The sequence below is a fragment of the Symbiobacterium ostreiconchae genome (assembly GCF_055396975.1).
Window position 1 is genome coordinate 2726609 of record NZ_AP042454.1, and the last position, 18264, is coordinate 2744872.

Sequence of the window (18264 nt, forward strand, 5' to 3'; positions counted from 1 at the left end):
AGGCCGGCACCCCTGCAGGCAGGGATGGAACGGTCACGAAGGCGAATCATGAACGAGACGCGATACTGAAGGAGGCTTCCGCAATGGATCTTCCAGACCAGGGTCAGCTGCTGAGCGAAGGTGTGGTTGCGAAGTTCCTGCGGTACGTTCAGGTGGACTCGCCGTCAGGCGACGGGGAGGGGGTGCCCAGCACCCCGGAGCAGTGGGACATGGCCCGGCTGCTGGAGCGGGAGCTGAAGGCGCTGGGGCTCTCGGACGTGAAGGTTGACGAGCACGCCATCGTCACCGCGACGCTGCCCGGCAACCGGCCGGGGGCGCCCGCCATCGGGTTCCTGGCCCACTTCGACACGTACCCGGGCACGCCCGGCCGGGGCGTGAAGCCGCTGGTGCACCGGAATTACGACGGCGGTGAGATCCGCCTGCCCGCGGGGCCGGTGATCCGGCCGGAAGACCACCCGGCGCTTGCACGCTGCATCGGCCACGACATCATCACCTCGGACGGCTCCACGCTGTTGGGCGCGGACGACAAGGCCGGGGTGGCGATCATCATGGAGATCGTCAGCCGGCTCATCCGGGATCCGGACCTCCCCCGCGGGCCGATCCGCATCGGCTTTACCCCCGACGAGGAGACCGGCAAGGGCGTGCGCCGCTTCGACGTGGCCGCGTTCAACGCCACGGCCGCCTACACGTTCGACGGCAGCGCGCTGGGCGAGGTGGAGAGCGAGAACTTCAACGCCCGGAACCTGGAGATCACCATCGGCGGGCGGAACGCGCATACCGGCACGGCCAGGGGCCTCATGATCAACGCGGTCAGCCTGGCCGCGGAGTTCTGCATGGCCATTCCGCCGACGATGCGCCCCGAGACCACCCAGGGGTATGAGGGCTTCATCCACGTGAACAGCATCAGCGGGTCCGTGGAGGAGGTCACGCTGAAGCTCCTGCTGCGCGACTTCACCGATGAGGGGCTGGCACACAAGCAGGCCATCGTGGAGGGGCTGCTGGCCGGACTGGAGCAGCGGTACCCCGGGGCCCGCACCGCCCTCAAGCAGACCGGCGGCTACCGGAACATGAAGACGGGGGTCGCCAGGGACCCCCGTGTGCTGGAACTGGCCCTGCGGGCCGTGCGGGACGCGGGCCTGGAGCCGGTGCTCAAGCCGATCCGCGGCGGCACGGACGGCGCCGTGCTGACGGAGATGGGGCTGCCGTGCCCGAACCTTTTCACCGGCGGCATGAACTACCACAGCCGCACGGAGTGGGCGTCGGCCCAGTGGATGGAGAAGGCCGTGGAGGTGGGGCTCCACCTGGTGCGGCGCTGGGCGCAGGAGGGCGCGTAGGGACCCCGAGCCCGCCTCAGGCGCCCCGCTTTCTGGGCTTCTCCCCGCCGACCAGCGTGGACGGCAGCTCCTGCCCGGCGGCCAGCCGCAGCACCGGCGGTTCGCCGGGCGCGATCTCGCCCCGGATGCCCAGCCAGCGCAGGGCATCCGCCACCGCCTGCTGGTCCTCCTGCGTCTCCACGTAGAAGGAGAGGACCTCGCCGGTGGCCGCGCTGGCTGCCAGGAGAAGTTTCCAACCGTTGCCGGAGCGGCGGCAGAGGTGATAGGTCTGGGGCGGAGCATTGGGGTTCGGATGGCGGAAGGCCCAGTAGAGCCCTTTCGGGCTCGATCCCGTGAAACGGGCGAGGTCCAGGGCCTGGCGGACAAGCGATGCCATCGGCGCATACCTCCCGTGCGTTTGCAGATAAACAGGTTGACATTATCACTTTAGCAAAAGAAGTCGGACGGGAAAAGCCCCGCCGACGTGAAGGAGTTGACGGCTGTGGGCGTTCATGACCACAAGGAGGCCGCGGCCAGAGAGGTCGCCCAGCTCTCCGCCGGCATCCTCACCGTGAGCGACACGCGCACCGAGGAGACGGACGAGTCGGGCAAGCTGCTGCGGGAGCTGCTGACAGGCGCCGGTCACCGCGTGGAGGCATACGCACTGGTGCCGGACGAAACGGAAGCCATCCGGCGGACCGTCCTGCAGTTTGCCGAGCGGGTGGATTTCATCGTCGTGAACGGCGGTACGGGCATGACGCCGCGCGACGTCACCATCGAGGCCTGCCGCCCGCTCTTCACCAAGGAGCTGGAGGGCTTCGGCGAACTGTTCCGCATGCTCTCTTATGAGGAGATCGGCTCGGCCGCCGTCATGTCCCGGGCGGCCGCGGGCGCCCTGGGCCGTGTGATGCTCTTCTGCGTGCCGGGCTCCCGGGGTGCGGTGCGGCTGGCTGCGGAGCGGCTGATCGTGCCGGAGATCCGCCACCTCATCAGCCACATCCGCAAACGTTGAGCGCAGGTTCGCGCCGCCAACCTTGCCTGTCTGTGCGGGTTGGTGGAGAACGTGACAGGGTTGATTCGTTTCGGTACAATATATGAGTGCATGAATCACAGCAGCCGAAACGGGAGCCAACCCGCTGGTTGGTGGCACACGAGGAGGATGGGAATGAACCGTGGAGATTGGCTGATCGAGGAGCAGACCCCCAGTTACCAGACCCGGTGGCGGGTGAAGGAGGTGCTCCACGAGGAGCAGACACCGTACCAGATGATGCGCCTGGTCGAGATGGAAGACTTCGGCCGCGCCCTGGTGCTGGACGACGCGGTCCAGACGACCGTCGGCGATGAGTTCATCTACCACGAGATGATCGCGCACGTCCCGCTGTTCACGCACCCGAACCCCGAGCGCGTCCTGATCATCGGGGGCGGCGACGGCGGCACCGCGCGCGAGGTCTGCCGGCACGATTCGGTGCAGAAGGTGGACATGGTGGAGATCGACCGGGCGGTCATCGAGGCGTGCAGGAAGTACCTGCCCGAGACCGCCTGCGGCATGGATCACCCCAAGGTCAACCTGGTGGTGGGCGACGGCCTGGCCTGGGTCGCCGACCGCGCCGACGAGTACGACGTCATCATCGTGGATTCGTCGGACCCGGTGGGGCCCGCGACGGGGCTGTTCAACCGGGCGTTCTATGAGAACGTCTTCCGCGCCCTGAAGGCAGACGGGCTGTTTGTGGCCCAGGTGCTCTCGCCGTTCTTCCACAAGGCGCTCATCCGCGATGTGTACGGCGTGGTCTCCACGATCTTCCCGATCACCATGCCCTACCTGGCGGTGGTCCCCACGTACCCCAGCGGACTGCACTGCTTCATGCTGGGCTCCAAGCAGCACAACCCGCTGCGGGAGGGGCTCCGCACGCCTCCCTGGCCGACCCGGTGGTATACGCCGGCCATTCACCGCGCGGCCTTCCAGCTGCCGCCGGTGATCGCCGAGCTGCTCGAGGCGGCCGGGACCCGGGAGAGCCGCTGACCGCAACATCGTCTTACCTGAGGCGGTACGCCCCGCGGATGCGGGCGGCGTACCGCTTTTCGCGCGGCCAAGAGCGCGCGGCCCATGCTTTACCGCAATTCTTTTGTACCAGCCGAAAGGAATTCGCCTTCCACCGGAGAATATGGGTTCCTCAATACCCAACAGTCAGGGTGGCGAAATGTAAGGAACATTAACAATCGACCACCCGACGTAAGCAGAAGGAGGGGCAGCACACGTGAAACGGATTCTGGCGGGTTTCCTGGCGGTGTCTCTGTTTGCGCTTGCGGCTTGCGGTGGTGGTGCCCCTTCCGGCGGTTCCGGGGGCGGCAGCAGGAAGGTGAAGATCGGCTGGATCGGCCCCCTGTCGGGTGCCAACAAGACCTACGGCGAGTCGGCGAAGCGGGGTGTGGAACTGGCGTTGGAGGAGGCGGGCTACAAGGTCGGTGACCTGACCGTGGAGCTCATCGCCGGTGACGACCGCAGCGACGCAACCGAGGCGGTCAACCTGGCCACCAAGATGATGACGCAGGACGGCGTGGCGGCCATCATCGGCCCGGTGACTTCCGGCCCGGCCATCGCGGTGAGCGCGCTCACCGACACCTACAAGATCCCCATGATCACGGCCACGGCCACGGCGCCCAAGGTGACTGTGAACGACGACGGCACGCGCAAGCCGTTCGTGTTCCGGGCCTGCTTCATCGACCCGTTCCAGGGGCAGGCGGCTGCGAACTTCGCCGTGGAGCAGCTGGGCGTGAAGCGGGCCGCGGTGTTCTACGATAAGGGCAACGACTACACCATCGGCCTGGCCGAGGCGTTCCGCGAGACCTTTGAGGCGGGCGGCGGCGAGGTCATCGCCTGGCAGTCGTACAGCACCGACGACACCGACTTCTCGGCCATCATGACCAACGTCGCCGCGCTCAATCCTGACGTGCTCTACCTGCCGGACTACTACGGCCGGGTCTCGCTGATCGCCAAGGCGGCGCAGGACAAGGGCATCGACGTGCCCATGCTCGGCGGCGACGGGTGGGACTCGCCCGACCTCGACTTCGAGACGCTGGCCGGCGGGTACTTCACCGCCCATTACTCCGATCAGGACCAGCGTGAGGCCGTGCAGAACTTCGCCACCAAGTTCCAGGAGCGCTACGGGGAGAAGCCTGACTCCTTCGCTGCGCTGGGCTACGATGCGGCCAAGCTGCTCCTGGGCGCCATCGAGCGTGCGGGCAGCACCGACGGCGAGGCCATCCGTGCCGCCCTGCAGTCCACGCAGAACTTCCCCGCCGTGGGCGGACAGCTGGCCTTCGACGAGTGGGGCAACCCGATCAAGTCCGCGGTGCTGCTGCAGGTGCAGGCGGACGGGAGCTACAAGTACATCACCAACGTGGACTAGGCTTCGCAGAGGACCAGGGCCAGTCTGAGCGGGCTGGCCCTGGATGCGTTTCAGGAGAACGGGGCGAGCAGATGGAACACCTTTTGGAACAGACGCTGAACGGACTGCAGCTGGGCTTCGTCTACGCGCTCATCGCGGTCGGGTACACGATGGTCTACGGCATCATCAAGCTGATCAACTTCGCGCATGGCGACGTGTTCATGGTCGGCGCGTTCGTCGCCTACTTCGGATTCACGTCCTGGGGGCTGCCCTGGCCCGTCGCCATCCTGGTGGCCATGCTCGTCTGCGCGCTGCTGGGCATGGGCATCGAGCGGCTGGCCTACCGGCCGCTGCGGGCCAAGGGGGCGCCCCGCATCGCGGCGCTCATCACCGCCATCGGCGTGTCCCTGTTCATCGAGTACTTCACGAGTCTCGGTTTCGTCTTCGGCTCCGACTACCGCAACGTGCCCCGGGTTCTGCCGGAGCGGCGCTGGGAGATCGCCGGCGTCGGCGTGAGCAACGTGCAGGTCCTGGTCCTGGTCACCGTGCTGGTGCTGGTGGCCTTGCTCCAGGTGGTGGTGTACCGCACGAAGACCGGGAAGGCCATGCGGGCGGTCTCGCTGGACATGGACGCTGCCCGGCTGATGGGCATCGATGTCGACCGCATCATCGGCTTCACCTTCGCGCTGGGCTCAGCCCTCGCGGCGGCAGCCGGCGCCCTCTTCGCCATGGCGTACCCGCAGATTCACCCGTTCATGGGCATCATGCCCGGCCTGAAGGCGTTCACCGCCGCGGTCCTCGGCGGCATCGGGTCCATTCCCGGTGCGCTGCTGGGCGCGCTGGTCATGGGGCAGGTCGAGGTGCTCACCGCCGCCTACCTCACCACCGACTTCCGGGACGCCATCGCCTTCGCGCTGCTGATCCTGGTCCTGCTCTTCCGGCCCACCGGCCTGCTGGGCAGGACCGCCCCGGAAAAGGTATAGGGAGGTGGCACCGATGCGGAAACAGACGCTGATCCCCGCCGCCGCGGTGACGCTGCTCTACCTGGCGCTGGCCCTGCTGAGGCAGGCGGGCGTCATCGGGATCTACTGGGGCCAGATCATGGACCTTGCCCTGATCACGGCGATTCAGGCGGTGGGGCTGAGCCTGATCTACGGCTTCGCCGGCCAGTTCTCCCTGGGCCACGCGGGCTTCTACGGGCTGGGCGCCTACGTGGCGGCGTACATCACCCGCACGCTGGGGGGAACGCCGCTTACGTTCGCCCTGGCGCTGGCCGCGGGCGCGGCTGCGGCCGGACTCGTGGCCCTCGCCATCGGCCTGCCGATCCTGCGGCTGCGCTCCGACTACCTGGGCATCGCGACGCTGGGCTTCGGCATCATCGTGAAGGTCGTGCTCGACAACGCGGACAAGCTCTCTCCGGTGCTGGGCGGCGCGAGGGGAATGGCCGGCATCCCGCGCCTCACCACCTTCCACTGGGTCTTCTGGCTGGCCGTGCTGAGCATCCTGGCGGCACGCAACCTCATCACCTCCAGCCACGGACGGAGCTGCATCGCCGTGCGGGAGGACGAGGTGGCCGCCGACATCATGGGCATTCACACGACGCACTTCAAGACACTGGTTTTCGTGCTGGGCTGTGCCATGGCCGGGCTGGCCGGCGGGCTCTACGCCCACCTGTACAGCTTCCTGCACCCCAGCAGCTTCGACTTCCTGAAGTCGTTTGACGTGCTGCTGGTGGTGGTGCTGGGCGGGCTGGGCTCGCTTACCGGCACCGTGGTCACCGCGGTGGGCTGGGTCTTCCTGCTGGAGGGGCTGCGCGACGTGCTGGGCCAGCAGTTCCTGGACCTGCGGGGCGTCGTCTACGCCCTGATCCTGATCGCGGTGATGATCGCCCGGCCCCGGGGAATTATGGGCGGCCGGGAGTTCAGCCTGGACCGGCTGTTCCGGGCAGCCGCTTCGCGGGGAGGTGCGGGACATGGCGCTGCTTGAGTGCCGGCGGGTCTCCCGCCACTTCGGCGGCCTGCGGGCCCTGAGCGGCCTCGATCTGGCTCTGGAGCGGGGTGAGGTGGTGGGGCTGATCGGCCCCAACGGAGCCGGGAAGACCACGGTCTTCAACGTCATCACCGGGGTGTTCCCGCCCACCGAGGGCGAGGTCGTGCTGGAGGGCCGGGTGCTGAACGGCCTTCCGCCGTACCGCATCAACCAGCTGGGCATCGCGCGCACCTTCCAGAACATCCGGCTGTTCCGGGAGATGTCGGTGCTGGACAACGTGCTGACGGCCATGCACCCCCGCTGCGGCTACCGCCTGGCGGATGCCCTCTTCCGCACGCCGCGGTTCGGGCGGCGGGAGCGGGAGATGCGGGAGGAAGCGCTGGCCCTGCTGGTCCGGATGAACCTGGCCGACCGGGTGCAGGATCAGGCCGGGTCGCTGCCGTACGGCGCCCAGCGGCGGCTGGAGATCGCCCGGGCCCTGGCCACGCATCCGAAGGTGCTGCTGCTGGATGAGCCCGCCGCAGGCATGAACCCCGCGGAGGTGGACGCCCTGGTCGAGTTGATCCGGGGCGTGGCGGCGGACTTCGGGCTCACCGTCCTCCTCATCGAACACCAGATGGGGCTGGTGATGAACCTCTGCCAGCGGCTGGTGGTCCTGGACTTCGGCGAGGTCATCGCCCGGGGCGCGCCGGCCGAGATTCAGCAGCACCCCCGGGTGCTGGAAGCCTACCTGGGCAAGGGGGTGGTGTGATGCTGCAGGTTCAGGATCTGCGGGTCGCCTACGGGGACATCGAGGCCCTGCACGGCGTCTCCCTGGACGTCGCGGAGGGGGAGATCGTCACCCTCATCGGCGCCAACGGCGCGGGGAAGTCCACCACGCTGCGGGCGATCTCGGGGCTGGTGCGCGCCCGGTCGGGCAGGATCCTGTTCCGGGGGCAGGAGATCACCCGCACGCCCGCGCACAGGATCGTCGCCCTGGGCATCGGCCATGTGCCGGAGGGCCGGAAGATTTTCACGGAGATGACGGTGCAGGAGAACCTGGAGCTCGGGGCCTACATCGCCGATCCGAGGCGGTTCCGGGAGGACCTGGAGGCGGTCTTCGAGCGGTTCCCGCGGCTCCGTGAGCGGAGGCGCCAGTCGGCGGCCACGCTCTCCGGCGGCGAGCAGCAGATGCTGGCCCTGGGGCGCGCCCTCATGCTCCGGCCCAGGCTGCTGCTGCTCGACGAGCCCTCCATGGGCCTGTCGCCCCGCCTGGTGCAGGAGATCTTCGGGATCATCGCGGAGCTGAACCAGGCCGGCACGACGATCCTGCTGGTGGAGCAGAACGCCGCCATGGCGCTCTCCATCGCCCACCGGGCCTATGTGCTGGAGACGGGCCGGGTGGTGCTCCACGGGCAGGCGCGGGAGCTGCAGAACCATCCGGCGGTGCGGGCGGCCTACCTGGGCGGCGGCCAGCCCTTGCAGGCGTGATCGCGGGCCGGGTGCCGGAGCCGCCGTGATGCCGGTCACGGCCGGCTCCGCGGGGCGTCCGGGGCGTCAATAGCCCCTTCTTCCTATGCAAACACGATACCGTTTGCGAGTACGGATCATCCGTACATACATTAAAATGTTTGTATAGGCAGTTTGGGGGGATGCCCGCATGACAGGAGCCTGGTGTGAAGGCCCGTATGTCCGCACGGCACCGCTGGCGGTCGAGGAGAAACCGCAGTCCGGCGCGATGCCGCGCCACATCGTCTGGGAGCTGACGCAGGACTGCAACCTGGCATGCCGGCACTGCCGGAAGGTGAGCTATCCCGCGCTCACCGGAAGCGATCTTTCCACCGAGCAGATCCTCCGCATCATCGACGACATCGCGGGCTGCTGCAGGCCAACCTTTATCTTCAGCGGGGGTGAGCCGCTGGTGCGGCCCGACCTGTGGACCATCGCCGCGCACGCGCACCGGCGCGGGGCCCTGGTCGTGCTGGAGACCAACGCCACCCTGGTGACGCCGGAGGCGGCCCGGCGCCTCAAGGAGAGCGGCGTGGTCGCCGTGGCCGTCGCGCTGGACGGCGCGACGGCGGAGACCCACGACGAGTTCCGGGGCATCCCTGGCGCGTGGGACCAGGCGTGGCGGGGCATTGAAAACCTCAAGGAAGCCGGCCTGCCGGTGTACCTGAAGTTCACCGTCGGCGCGCACGACAAGGAGCAGATTCCCGCCATGGTCCGGCTGGCGGAGGAGCGGGGGGCGGCCGGCGTCCATCTCTGCGCGTTCATGCCCGCGGGCTGCGGCGTGCGGCTGGCGAAGCAGGAGCAGCTGACACCGGAGGAGATGGAGGCGCTGCTGGGCTGGCTGTTCGCGAGCTTCGAGCGGACGACGACGGCGGTCCAGGCCACCTGCGCCCCCCAGTACCAGCGCGTGCTGCGGGAGCAGGGCGGTCCTGCGGCCGTCCGGCGGCAGCGGGAGATGACGCGCACCACGGCCGGCGAGGGCTGTTCGGCGGGCACCCACGGGTGTTTCATCACCTGCGACGGCCAGGTCCAGCCCTGCCGGCACCTGCCCCTCTCCGTCGGAAACGTCTTGCAGCAGAGCTTCCAGACGATCTGGGAATCCGCCCCCCTGCTTCAGCAGCTGCGGGACCGCGACCTGCTCGGCGGGAAGTGCGGCGAGTGCGGCTACCGGATGGTCTGCGGCGGCTGCCGCGCCCGGGCGTACGAGGTGTACGGCCTCCCCCTGGCGCAGGATCCCAGCTGCTCGTACCAGCCCGGCTTGTGCTGATGCGTGAGGTCCTTCCCGGACACACTGCGACCGCGCCCCTTGCGGAAGGGCGCGGTCTTGTGTACGGTGAATGTTGAGTATGGCAGGGTCGCCTCGTGCGAGCCCGCCAGGAAGGGGGATGGGGATGCGGACGCTGCCAGCCGTCATCGCTGTGGCCCTCGGCATCTTCGTGCTCGTCACCATCGTGCTCCCGGTGCTGGGCTTCCTCCTGGCGGCGGTCCTGGCCGTGCTGGGCCTGGGCGCGGTCGCCTTCTTCGCCGCGCCGGTGCTGGCGCGCCTGCCCTGGTTCCGGGACCGCATTCACGTGGAGGAGCACGCCTTCGGCCGCACCATCCGGTTCGGGGGAAGCATCGGCCGGCGGCCGCAGCCCCGGCGCACCGGCGACCGCGGCGATTTCATCGACGTGGAGGGCCGCACGATCGGCGTGGAGGAGGAGATGCTGCCCCCGGCCGACGAGCGGGAGTGAGCCTACCCGTCGTCCAGCGGCACCAGGTCCGAGACCCGCACCGGCTTGAAACCCCGGCGCCGGAGCCCCTCGAGGATGCGGGGCAGGGCCTCCGCGGTCTGAGGGGCGAAATCGGAGGCGGTGAGCCGGATGATGTCGCCCCGCTGGGCCTTCCGCACCACCCGGCGGACGATCTGGTCGGCCGGGAGGCCCAGGTGATCCTGGCTGTCCAGGGCGTAGGTAACCGTGACCAGCCGGGCCTGGTTTGCGGCGTGCAGCACCTCGGGCGTGGCCCGGCCGTTGGGCGGCCGGAAGTAGCGCACGGGCCCGCCCAGGATCTTCGCCAGTGCCGACTGGCTGCCCAGCAGATTGGAGATGATCTCGGTCTCCGGCAGGCCCGACAGGTCGCGGATCTGCTGGCCGAGCGTACCCACCTCGTGGCCCCGGCGGGCGATCTCCTTCACCATGTCGGGGTACAGCTGCAGGAACGTGCCGCCCACGAAGAAGGTGGCCTTGACCCCGGCCTGATCGAGGATGTCCAGGATCTTGCTGAGCTCCTCCTTCTGCCACGTGACATCGAAGGTGAGGGCCACCCGGTCGTCGGGAGAATCGGCCCGGGTGAGCGGGCGGCCGGCCTGCCACGGGGTGGCCGACGCCGGTTGAAGTGCAGCGCTCCGCAGCAGCGAGATGGTAAACAGCGCGAGGCAGAGCGACGCCACGACGGCGCCTCTGCGCACCAGCCATGCCCGGTCGATCAACAGCATGGTACAACCCCCCGGACAAGAGTATGTCCGGGGGGCTCTGCGTTATGAGGACTGGCTGCCCAACTTGCGGCGAAGCCGCCGGAGCCGGTGCTGCACCTCCAGGTACTCGCGCTGCGCACCCGCCCCGCCCAGGCTGCGGCGCCGTTCGACCACCGCCAGCGCCCTCACGGTCAGGCTCTCTGCCAGGTCGTAGCGGCGGGTGACGTGCTCGTGGTACTTCGCCAGCTCGATGTAGGGGAAGAGGGCGAGGCCGCCGCCGGCGATCATCTGCTCCCAGATGGCCACGGCCTGCGGGTGGGCGCGGGCCCGCTTGTAGGCGAAGGAAAGGCGGCGGAAGAGGGCCGTCTCGGTGACGGCGGAGACGCCCCGCTGGCGCGCCCCCTCGTAGCAGGTGAGCGCCTCGCCCAGCCGCCCCCGGTCTTCGAAGAGGCGGCCGAGCTGAAAGAGGTCGTCGCCGCAGAGCAGTTCGCCGTCCGGCGTGGGGCCCAGCGGATCCGCCACCATCTGGCCCATCCAGCCGGCCAGAACGGCCAGCGAGAGGATGTCCAGCCGGTTGTGCTCCACCACCTGGACCAGCGGAGCGGCGTCCCCGGAGCGCAGATAGTCGAAGTACAGGGCGGGGATCCGGGAGCCCGGCACGTCGCCCTTCCGCACGACGCCCAGGATCGCCCGCTCCAGATCCTGCAGGCTGCACCCGCCGAGCCGGGCGCGCCAGATCCGGCGGGCCGGGTGGAGCAGGTCCAGGTGCGGTGCGCCGCTCATCGGCGGCCGGCGCCGGGCCATGCGGAACCGGGTCTCCAGCAGCGGCCAGTCAAAGGACTTGCCGTTGAAGGAGACCAGGTACGCAAACGGCGCCAGGTCGGTCGCGATGGCGGTCAGCATGGCGTCCTCCTCGGGGTAGTCCCGCAGGAAGTACTGCCGCACGACGAACTCGTCGCCCTCGTAGAAGCCCAGCCCCACCAGGAAGGCGTAGGTGCCGGTGCCGCCGGCGAGCCCGGTGGTCTCGGTGTCGATGAAGACCGCCCTGCGCGGGTCGAAGGCCGGCGGCACGCTTCCCACCAGCGACCACACTCCGGCGGGGAGCCGGAGCGCCCACCCCAGGGGCAGCGGCCCGCGCCGCCAGGCGAGGGGGTAGCGGTGCTCCAGGCGGAAGGCGGGACCGGCTTCCGTGGCCACCAGCTCCCCTTCCAGCCCCTCGCACAGCGACGCCGGCTGCGGCGCGGCGGGCGGCGGCGCCACCGCCGGCGCGGCAGGGGCAGCCGCCTGCTCCCGGGCGGCCCGGGCGGCTCCGGCGGCCTTCAACAGGCGCAGCCGCTCCCGCAGGTTCACGCTGCATTCCCTCCCGTGTTACTGTGACCGGATCAACTGCTGCACCTCGCCCGGTTCCGGGAACCGGCGCAGCTGCTTCTTCGAGAACAGAAGCCTGCCGTCGGCGGCCACCTCGAACACGCCGCCGGAGGACGGGATGAGCTCGACCGCGGCCGCCGGAAACGCGGCCTGCAGCTCGGCCGCCAGCCTGGCGGCCCGCTCGTCAAAGCGTCACTTCGTACAGTACTCGATGGTTACTCGTTCCACTGTCATGGGAAGCCGCCTCCTGTGCAGGTTGCCGCATCGTGGACGCCCGCGGCTCGGGCTTTCCTCCGGCCGTGCGCTGCCGGGTCCGGACCGACGTGTGCTCGGCTACTGCAGGTTCCGGTGCGCCAGGGCCCGTTCCAGGATCTTGATGACCCCAGCCTTGGCCCCGGTGAGGTTCCCGGTCTCCGCTGCAGGGCCCACGCAGCCGGGGCAGCCCACCTCGCAGCCGCAGGCCCGCACCCGCTCGTAGGCCGTGGCCAGCAGGTCGCTGTGCAGGTCGTAGCATTTCTCGCCCAGGCCGATCCCGGCCGGGTAGGCATCGTAGAGGTAGATGGTCGGCGCCTCCTCGAAGGGAGAGCGCACCTGCACCACCGACCGCAGGTCGGCCGGGTCGCACATCAGGAACAGCGGCGCCAGCCCCCGGAGCAGGTGGCCCAGGCCCGCGAGCGCCGACTGCAGTTCGTCCTGGGTGAAGCCCTCGCACATCGGTTCGGGCAGCGAGAGCCAGTAGGCCGCGGTGTGCATCTGGTACTCGGGCAGGTGGATCTCGCCCCAGCCCAGATTCTCGTGGGTGTGCAGCCGGATCTTCTTGAAGATGGTGGCCTTGGCGGCCGTCATCACCTCGCCGAAGCGGACGCGGAGCCCCAGCTCCTCCTTTTCCTTCAGCACGTCCAGCGGCTTCAGGGTGACGGCCAGGTTGGCGTCGGTGTAGTACTCCACGTCCACCTTGTGGACGTAGGCCTTCTTCTCGTCCCAGTCCAGCTTGTCCACGTGGTACTGCTCCGCCTGGTGCAGGTAGATCGCGTTGGTGTGGACCATCGTCATGGCGCCCAGCTGGTCGATCTCCCCCAGGACGCGGGTCCTGCCGGGCTCGGTCTGGTCGATGATGACGACGTTCTCCGCATCGACGCTGCGCAGGCTGATACTCTCGGCCGGGAAGTTCTCCGCAGACCAGTGGTACTTTCCGCCGACCTTGCGGAGGATGCCCTCCTCTTCCAGGTAGTCCAGGATCTCGCCGGTGGTGTCCACGCCGAACCGCTCGCCTTCGACGAAGGGCAGCTCGAAGGCGGCGCATTTCAGGTGGCTGACCAGGATCAGCAGGTTGTCGGGGTTGATGAGGGCCTGCTCCGGCGCGCGCTCGAAGAAGAACTCCGGGTGCTCCAGGATGTACTGATCCAGGGGAGAGGCCGAGCCCACCAGCACCGTCAGCGACGTGGAGGCCCGCCGCCCGGCCCGCCCCGCCTGCTGCCAGGCCGACGCCACCGTGCCGGGGTAGCCGGTCATCACACAGGCCTCCAGCTGCCCGATGTCGATGCCCAGCTCCAGGGCGTTGGTGGAGACGACGCCGAGGATCTTCCCCTCCCGGAGGCCGGCCTCGATCTGCCGGCGCTCCAGGGGCCGGTAGCCGCCGCGGTAGCCCATCACCCGGTGGGACTTGTTCGGCCCGACCCGCTCCTTCAGGTACGTGGTGAGCACCTCCACGTTGTTCCGGCTGCGGGCGAAGACGATGGTCTGGATGTCGTTCTGCAGCAGCTTGCCCGCCACCCGGGCCGAGGCCTTCACGACCGGCTCCCGGACGCCGTCGCGGCCCACCACGGGCGGGTTGAGGAAGACGAAGTGCTTCTCGCCGCGGGGCGCGCCGTTCCGGTCGATGAGCCGGACCGGCTGCTCGATGAGCCGCTCGGCCAGTTCCTTCGGGTTGGCGATGGTGGCGGAGGAACAGAGGAAGACGGGGCGGCTGCCGTAGAAATCACAGATGCGGCGCAGGCGGCGCAGCAGGTTGGCCAGGTGGGAGCCGAAGACGCCGCGGTACTGGTGCAGCTCATCGATGACGACGTAGCGCAGGTTCTCGAAGAGTTTCACCCACTTGGTGTGGTGCGGCAGCACCCCGGTGTGGAGCATGTCGGGGTTGGTGATGACGATGTGGCCCGCCTGGCGGCAGACCTGGCGCACCTGGGGCGGCGTGTCGCCGTCGTAAACGTAGGACTTGATCTCCGCGCCGAGCCGGTCCGCCAGCGATTTCACCTCGGCCACCTGGTCCTGGGCCAGGGCCTTGGTGGGGAAAAGGTAGAGCGCCCGGGCCGCGGGCTCGTGCAGAATCGTGTGCAGCACGGGCAGGTTATAGCACATGGACTTGCCCGAGGCGGTCGGCGTGACCACCACCGTGTTCTGGCCGGCCAGCGCCGCCTCGATGGCCTCCGCCTGGTGCGTGTACAGCCGGTGGATTCCCCGCTCCTTCAGGACGGCGACGAGGCGCGGGTCGAGCGCCGCCGGCCAGTCGGCGTAACGGGCCGGCGTTGGCGGCAGCGTCTGCCAGTGGACGATGTTCGGCCCGATGGCAGGATCGCTGCGGAGCTGGTCAAGAAGCTGTTCCAGATTCATGCAGATGACCTCCCGGACGGGAATCCGCGGCGTCTGACGCCTACATATTCAGCGGTCCGGGTGTCAAACCCTGCAGCCCTTTGTGCTGCCGAACGGAGGCGTGGCGCATGCGCATCGGCGTAGTCTGTTACCCCAGCGTCGGCGGCAGCGGCATCGTGGGCACGGAGCTGGCGGTGCAGCTGGCCCGGCGCGGGCACGAGATCCACCTGGTCTCCTCGGCCGTGCCCTTCCGCCTGAGCCAGTTCGAGGAGCGCATCCGCTTTCACCAGGTGCAGACCCCGACGTATCCCCTGTTCGGGGAGCCCCCTTACGTGCTGGCCCTGGCCAACAAGCTGGTCGAGGTGCACCGGATGGAGGGGCTGGACGTCATCCACGCCCATTACGCCGTGCCCCACGCGACGGCGGCTTACCTGGCGCGGGAGATCATCGGCCCCGGGGGTCCCCGGGTGGTGACCACCCTGCACGGCACCGACATCACGCTGATGGGCGCCGACCCTTCCTTCACGGAGATCATCGCGTTCTCCATCAACCGGTCCGACGCGGTGACGGCCGTGTCGGAGTCGCTGCGGACGGATACGGTGACCCTGCTGCCCATCGACCGGACCGTCCGGGTCATTCCGAACTTCCTGGACTGCGCCCGGTGGCGGCGGCAGGAAGCGCCCGGGCTCCGCCGGCGGCTGGCCCCCGAGGGGGAGCGGCTGCTCCTGCACATGTCCAACTTCCGGCGGGTGAAGCGCCCCTGGGACGTGGTGGAGGTCTTCGCCCGGGTGGCGCGGGAGGTGCCCAGCCGGCTGATCCTGGTGGGCGACGGTCCCGAGATGGCGCCGACGCTCACGCTGGCGGAGCGGCTGGGGGTGCGCGAGCGCATCCTGGTCCTGGGGAACCAGGAGGAGGTCATGCCGCTGCTCTCGGTAGCCGACGTGTTCCTGCTCCCCAGTGAGCAGGAGTCGTTCGGTCTCGCCGCGCTGGAGGCGATGGCCTGCGGCGTGCCTGTGGTTGTGAGCCGCACCGGGGGCCTGCCCGAGGTCGTGGTGGAGGGGGAGACCGGTTTCCTCTGCCAGGTGGGCGACGTGGAGGGCATGGCCCGTCGGGCCCTGCAGATCCTGGAGGATGGGGAACTGCGCCGGCGGCTGGGCGAGGCCGCGGTGCAACGGGTGCGGACCGAGTTCTGCGCCGAGCGGGTCGTGCCGCAGTACGAGGCGCTGTACCGGGAGGTCGCGGGCTGAAGCCCGGTGGACGGGGGTGCCGGGCGGCCCCGCGCGCGCCGGGCCCGGCCGACCTTCCCGCCCAGCCCCCACCGGGTCAGCAGCGCCAGCCGGGGCAGGGCGCCGCCGCCGGCCCCCCGGCCCCGGCGGTTCCGTCGTTCTAATAGGTTAGACCGCCAGGCGGAGGGGGCGGTCATGGCTGGAATTACCCGGTGTTGCACACAGAAGCGGCGCCTGTGCCCCTGTCCGCAGGGATGCAGGCGCCGCTCCACCGGATGCGAAGGAGGGGATCCGGGCGTCAGGCCGCGCGGGGATCGCGCGCACCGACGCGCATGACCCGGGTGGCATTCAGCACCGCCAGCAGGGAGACGCCGACGTCGGCGAAGACAGCGGCCCACATGTTGGCCAGGCCGACCGTGCCCAGCAGCATCACCAGGGCCTTCACGCCCAGGGCGAAGGCGATGTTCTGGGCCACGATCCGCCGCGTCCTGCGCCCCACGGCCACGCCGACGGCCAGTTTGGCCGGGTCGTCGTCCATGATGACCACGTCCGCCGCCTCGATGGCCGCGTCGGCGCCCAGGCCCCCCATGGCCACGCCCACGTCTGCCCGCGAGAGCACCGGCGCGTCGTTGATGCCGTCGCCGACGAAGGCCAGCGTGCCGGAGCGGCCCGCGCTGCGGCGCGCGGCGTCGATCTCCTCGACGGCGGCCACCTTGTCCTCGGGAAGGAGGTTGGCACGCGCCTCATCCAGCCCCAGGCTCCGGGCCACTGTATCAGCCACCCGGTGGTCGTCGCCGGAGAGCATCACCTGGCGACGGACGCCCAGCGCCCGCAGCCGCGCCACCGCGTCGGCGGCGGTGGGCTTTGCCCGGTCCGCAATGGCGATCCGGCCCGCCCAGGCGCCGTCCACCGCCACGTGGACGACGGTGGAGGCCGCATCGGCGTGGGTCTCCGGGAGCGTGACGCCCTCCCGGGCCAGCAGCCGCTCGTTACCCGCCAGCACCAGCCGGCCGTCGATCCGGGCCCGCACGCCGTGCCCGGCGACCTCCTCATAGTCGGTCACCGCGCCGGCGTCGACGGGATGGGCGTGCGCCTCCGCGTGCGCCTCCAGGATCGCGGCGGCGATGGGGTGCGAGGAGTGCACCTCGGCGTGTGCGGCCATGTGCAGCACGTGGGCGGCCTCGATGCCCTCGGCGGCCGCCACCGACACGACCGCGAACCGCCCCTCGGTGAGCGTGCCGGTCTTGTCCCAGACCACGGTGTCCAGCCTCGCCAGGGCGTCCAGGTAGTTGCCGCCTTTCACCAGCACGCCAGCCCGGGAGGCGGCCCCGATGCCGCCGAAGTAGGTGAGCGGGACCGACACGACCAGGGCGCAGGGGCAGGAGATCACCAGCAGCACCAGCGCCCGGTGGAGCCATTCGGCGAACGCGGCCCCGGGCAGCAGCAGCGGCGGGACCAGCGCCACGAGGGCGGCGAGCGCGACCACCGCCGGCGTGTACCAGCGGGCGAACGCGGTGATGGCCCGCTCGGTGGGCGCCTTCCGCGCCGCGGACTGCTCCACCAGCTGGAGCACCCGGGCGATGGAGGACTCGCCGAAGGGCCGGGTGACCCGCACGGTGATGAGGCCCCGGAGGTTCACGGTGCCCGCCAGCACGGCGTCGCCCTCCCCCGCATGCCGGGGCGCCGACTCGCCGGTGAGCGCCGAGGTGTCGACGTAGGTCGTGCCCTCGGTCACGACCCCGTCCAGCGGGATCCGTTCCCCGGGCCGGACGACGATCTCCTCCCCGACGGCGACCGCCTCGGGCGCCACCTGGACCAGCTCGCCGTCCCGCAGGACGCGGGCCTGGTCCGGGCGGACGGCCAGCAGCGCCCGGATGGAGCGGCGGGAGCCCGCGACCGCCCGGTCCTGGAAGTACTCGCCCACCGCGTAGAAGAGCATGACGGCCACGGCCTCGGGTAGCTCGTGAATCGCGAACGCCCCGAGCGTGGCCACGGTCATGAGGAAGTTCTCGTCGAAGACCTGCCCCTGCCGGATGTTGCGCAGGGCGGCCAGCAGCACGCCCCGCCCGACCAGCACGTAGGCGGCGAGGAAGAGGGCGTACTCCGCCCAGGGGGCGGCGTGAAGGGCGTCGTGGAATACGGCGCCGGCCACCAGCAAGGCCGCCGCCGCGGCCATCTCGCCGATGCGGCGCCAGCCCGGCGCCTCGTCGTCCTGGCCGTGCGCGGGCGCGGCCTCCCCGGCCGGCGCCAGGACCGTGACGCCGGGCTCCACCTGCCGGATGACCTCCCGGGCCCGGTCGAGCTGGTCGGCCGGGACGAGAAGCTGGCCCGTGGCGAAGCTGACCACAGCCTCGGGCATGCCGCTCCGGTGGAGCGCATCCTGGATCCTGGCGGCGCAGTTGGCGCAGTCGAGCCCCTGGAGGCTGCAGCTGACCTTGTGTGCCATCTGG

Annotated in this window: 16 protein-coding genes and 1 pseudogene; 11 read left to right on the plus strand and 6 right to left on the minus strand. The window is 69.9% G+C overall.

Features of this window, described 5'->3' with window-relative positions:
- Positions 1-83: 83 nt before the first annotated feature.
- Entirely contained in the window at positions 84-1334 is a 1251-nt protein-coding gene (pepT, locus tag ACZ5UM_RS13205; RefSeq protein ID WP_464844758.1) for a peptidase T, read from the plus strand.
- Positions 1335-1350: 16 nt separating this feature from the next.
- Here pepT and ACZ5UM_RS13210 read toward each other — a convergent pair whose 3' ends face one another.
- Entirely contained in the window at positions 1351-1710 is a 360-nt protein-coding gene (locus tag ACZ5UM_RS13210) for a hypothetical protein (protein WP_464844759.1), read from the minus strand.
- 105 nt (positions 1711-1815) lie between these two features.
- Here ACZ5UM_RS13210 and ACZ5UM_RS13215 point away from each other — a divergent pair, with 105 nt between their 5' ends.
- From ACZ5UM_RS13215 to ACZ5UM_RS13255, 9 genes are all read left to right on the plus strand, one after another.
- On the plus strand, positions 1816-2325 hold the full coding sequence (locus ACZ5UM_RS13215; protein ID WP_464844760.1) for a MogA/MoaB family molybdenum cofactor biosynthesis protein: 510 nt from the start codon (positions 1816-1818) through the stop codon (positions 2323-2325).
- Between the two features lie 153 nt (positions 2326-2478).
- Complete coding sequence (speE, locus tag ACZ5UM_RS13220; RefSeq protein WP_464844762.1) at positions 2479-3333, plus strand: polyamine aminopropyltransferase; 855 nt, start codon at positions 2479-2481, stop codon at positions 3331-3333.
- A gap of 235 nt (positions 3334-3568) precedes the next feature.
- On the plus strand, positions 3569-4720 hold the full coding sequence (locus tag ACZ5UM_RS13225) for an ABC transporter substrate-binding protein (protein WP_464844763.1): 1152 nt from the start codon (positions 3569-3571) through the stop codon (positions 4718-4720).
- A 71-nt stretch (positions 4721-4791) separates the two neighbouring features.
- On the plus strand, positions 4792-5682 hold the full coding sequence (locus ACZ5UM_RS13230; protein WP_464844764.1) for a branched-chain amino acid ABC transporter permease: 891 nt from the start codon (positions 4792-4794) through the stop codon (positions 5680-5682).
- Between the two features lie 13 nt (positions 5683-5695).
- Positions 5696-6685 carry a branched-chain amino acid ABC transporter permease gene (locus ACZ5UM_RS13235; RefSeq protein ID WP_464844765.1) on the plus strand — a complete coding sequence of 330 codons (990 nt, stop codon included), beginning with the start codon at positions 5696-5698 and terminating at the stop codon, positions 6683-6685.
- Entirely contained in the window at positions 6672-7439 is a 768-nt protein-coding gene (locus ACZ5UM_RS13240; protein WP_464844767.1) for an ABC transporter ATP-binding protein, read from the plus strand. The genes ACZ5UM_RS13235 and ACZ5UM_RS13240 overlap by 14 nt, the downstream gene beginning before the upstream one ends.
- Positions 7439-8158, plus strand: coding sequence for an ABC transporter ATP-binding protein (locus ACZ5UM_RS13245; RefSeq protein WP_464844768.1), 720 nt, complete (start codon positions 7439-7441; stop codon positions 8156-8158). The genes ACZ5UM_RS13240 and ACZ5UM_RS13245 overlap by 1 nt, the downstream gene beginning before the upstream one ends.
- A gap of 169 nt (positions 8159-8327) precedes the next feature.
- Complete coding sequence (locus tag ACZ5UM_RS13250) at positions 8328-9443, plus strand: radical SAM protein (protein ID WP_464844769.1); 1116 nt, start codon at positions 8328-8330, stop codon at positions 9441-9443.
- 124 nt (positions 9444-9567) lie between these two features.
- Positions 9568-9909 carry a hypothetical protein gene (locus ACZ5UM_RS13255; RefSeq protein WP_464844771.1) on the plus strand — a complete coding sequence of 114 codons (342 nt, stop codon included), beginning with the start codon at positions 9568-9570 and terminating at the stop codon, positions 9907-9909.
- Positions 9910-9911: 2 nt separating this feature from the next.
- On the opposite strand, the gene ACZ5UM_RS13260 is transcribed toward ACZ5UM_RS13255, so the two are convergent.
- From ACZ5UM_RS13260 to ACZ5UM_RS13275, 4 genes and pseudogenes are all read right to left on the minus strand, one after another.
- The gene (locus tag ACZ5UM_RS13260; protein ID WP_464844773.1) at positions 9912-10652 is read right to left on the minus strand and encodes a polysaccharide deacetylase family protein; all 741 of its coding nucleotides are present in this window, start codon (positions 10650-10652) and stop codon (positions 9912-9914) included.
- A 42-nt stretch (positions 10653-10694) separates the two neighbouring features.
- A complete protein-coding gene (locus ACZ5UM_RS13265) occupies positions 10695-11981 on the minus strand; it encodes a ribonuclease H-like domain-containing protein (protein WP_464844774.1) in 1287 nt (428 codons plus the stop codon).
- A gap of 18 nt (positions 11982-11999) precedes the next feature.
- A pseudogene (locus tag ACZ5UM_RS13270) lies at positions 12000-12176 on the minus strand (SelT/SelW/SelH family protein); the annotation flags it as partial.
- Between the two features lie 156 nt (positions 12177-12332).
- Positions 12333-14609 carry a DEAD/DEAH box helicase gene (locus ACZ5UM_RS13275; protein WP_464844775.1) on the minus strand — a complete coding sequence of 759 codons (2277 nt, stop codon included), beginning with the start codon at positions 14607-14609 and terminating at the stop codon, positions 12333-12335.
- 107 nt (positions 14610-14716) lie between these two features.
- On the opposite strand from ACZ5UM_RS13275, the gene bshA reads away from it, so the two are divergent.
- Entirely contained in the window at positions 14717-15835 is a 1119-nt protein-coding gene (gene bshA, locus ACZ5UM_RS13280) for an N-acetyl-alpha-D-glucosaminyl L-malate synthase BshA (protein WP_464844777.1), read from the plus strand.
- A 277-nt stretch (positions 15836-16112) separates the two neighbouring features.
- Here bshA and ACZ5UM_RS13285 read toward each other — a convergent pair whose 3' ends face one another.
- Positions 16113-18260, minus strand: coding sequence for a heavy metal translocating P-type ATPase (locus tag ACZ5UM_RS13285; RefSeq protein ID WP_464844778.1), 2148 nt, complete (start codon positions 18258-18260; stop codon positions 16113-16115).
- Positions 18261-18264 lie beyond the last annotated feature (4 nt).

Excerpts from the sequence above, each read along its gene's own strand:
- ACZ5UM_RS13210 (WP_464844759.1), bottom strand. The coding sequence starts at position 1,710 with ATGGCATCGCTTGTCCGCCAGGCCCTGGACCTCGCCCGTTTCACGGGA.
- speE (WP_464844762.1), top strand. The coding sequence starts at position 2,479 with ATGAACCGTGGAGATTGGCTGATCGAGGAGCAGACCCCCAGTTACCAG.
- ACZ5UM_RS13255 (WP_464844771.1), top strand. The coding sequence starts at position 9,568 with ATGCGGACGCTGCCAGCCGTCATCGCTGTGGCCCTCGGCATCTTCGTG.
- ACZ5UM_RS13260 (WP_464844773.1), bottom strand. The coding sequence starts at position 10,652 with ATGCTGTTGATCGACCGGGCATGGCTGGTGCGCAGAGGCGCCGTCGTG.
- bshA (WP_464844777.1), top strand. The coding sequence starts at position 14,717 with ATGCGCATCGGCGTAGTCTGTTACCCCAGCGTCGGCGGCAGCGGCATC.
- ACZ5UM_RS13250 (WP_464844769.1), top strand. The coding sequence starts at position 8,328 with ATGACAGGAGCCTGGTGTGAAGGCCCGTATGTCCGCACGGCACCGCTG.
- pepT (WP_464844758.1), top strand. The coding sequence starts at position 84 with ATGGATCTTCCAGACCAGGGTCAGCTGCTGAGCGAAGGTGTGGTTGCG.
- ACZ5UM_RS13230 (WP_464844764.1), top strand. The coding sequence starts at position 4,792 with ATGGAACACCTTTTGGAACAGACGCTGAACGGACTGCAGCTGGGCTTC.
- ACZ5UM_RS13275 (WP_464844775.1), bottom strand. The coding sequence starts at position 14,609 with ATGAATCTGGAACAGCTTCTTGACCAGCTCCGCAGCGATCCTGCCATC.
- ACZ5UM_RS13235 (WP_464844765.1), top strand. The coding sequence starts at position 5,696 with ATGCGGAAACAGACGCTGATCCCCGCCGCCGCGGTGACGCTGCTCTAC.
- ACZ5UM_RS13285 (WP_464844778.1), bottom strand. The coding sequence starts at position 18,260 with ATGGCACACAAGGTCAGCTGCAGCCTCCAGGGGCTCGACTGCGCCAAC.
- ACZ5UM_RS13240 (WP_464844767.1), top strand. The coding sequence starts at position 6,672 with ATGGCGCTGCTTGAGTGCCGGCGGGTCTCCCGCCACTTCGGCGGCCTG.
- ACZ5UM_RS13245 (WP_464844768.1), top strand. The coding sequence starts at position 7,439 with ATGCTGCAGGTTCAGGATCTGCGGGTCGCCTACGGGGACATCGAGGCC.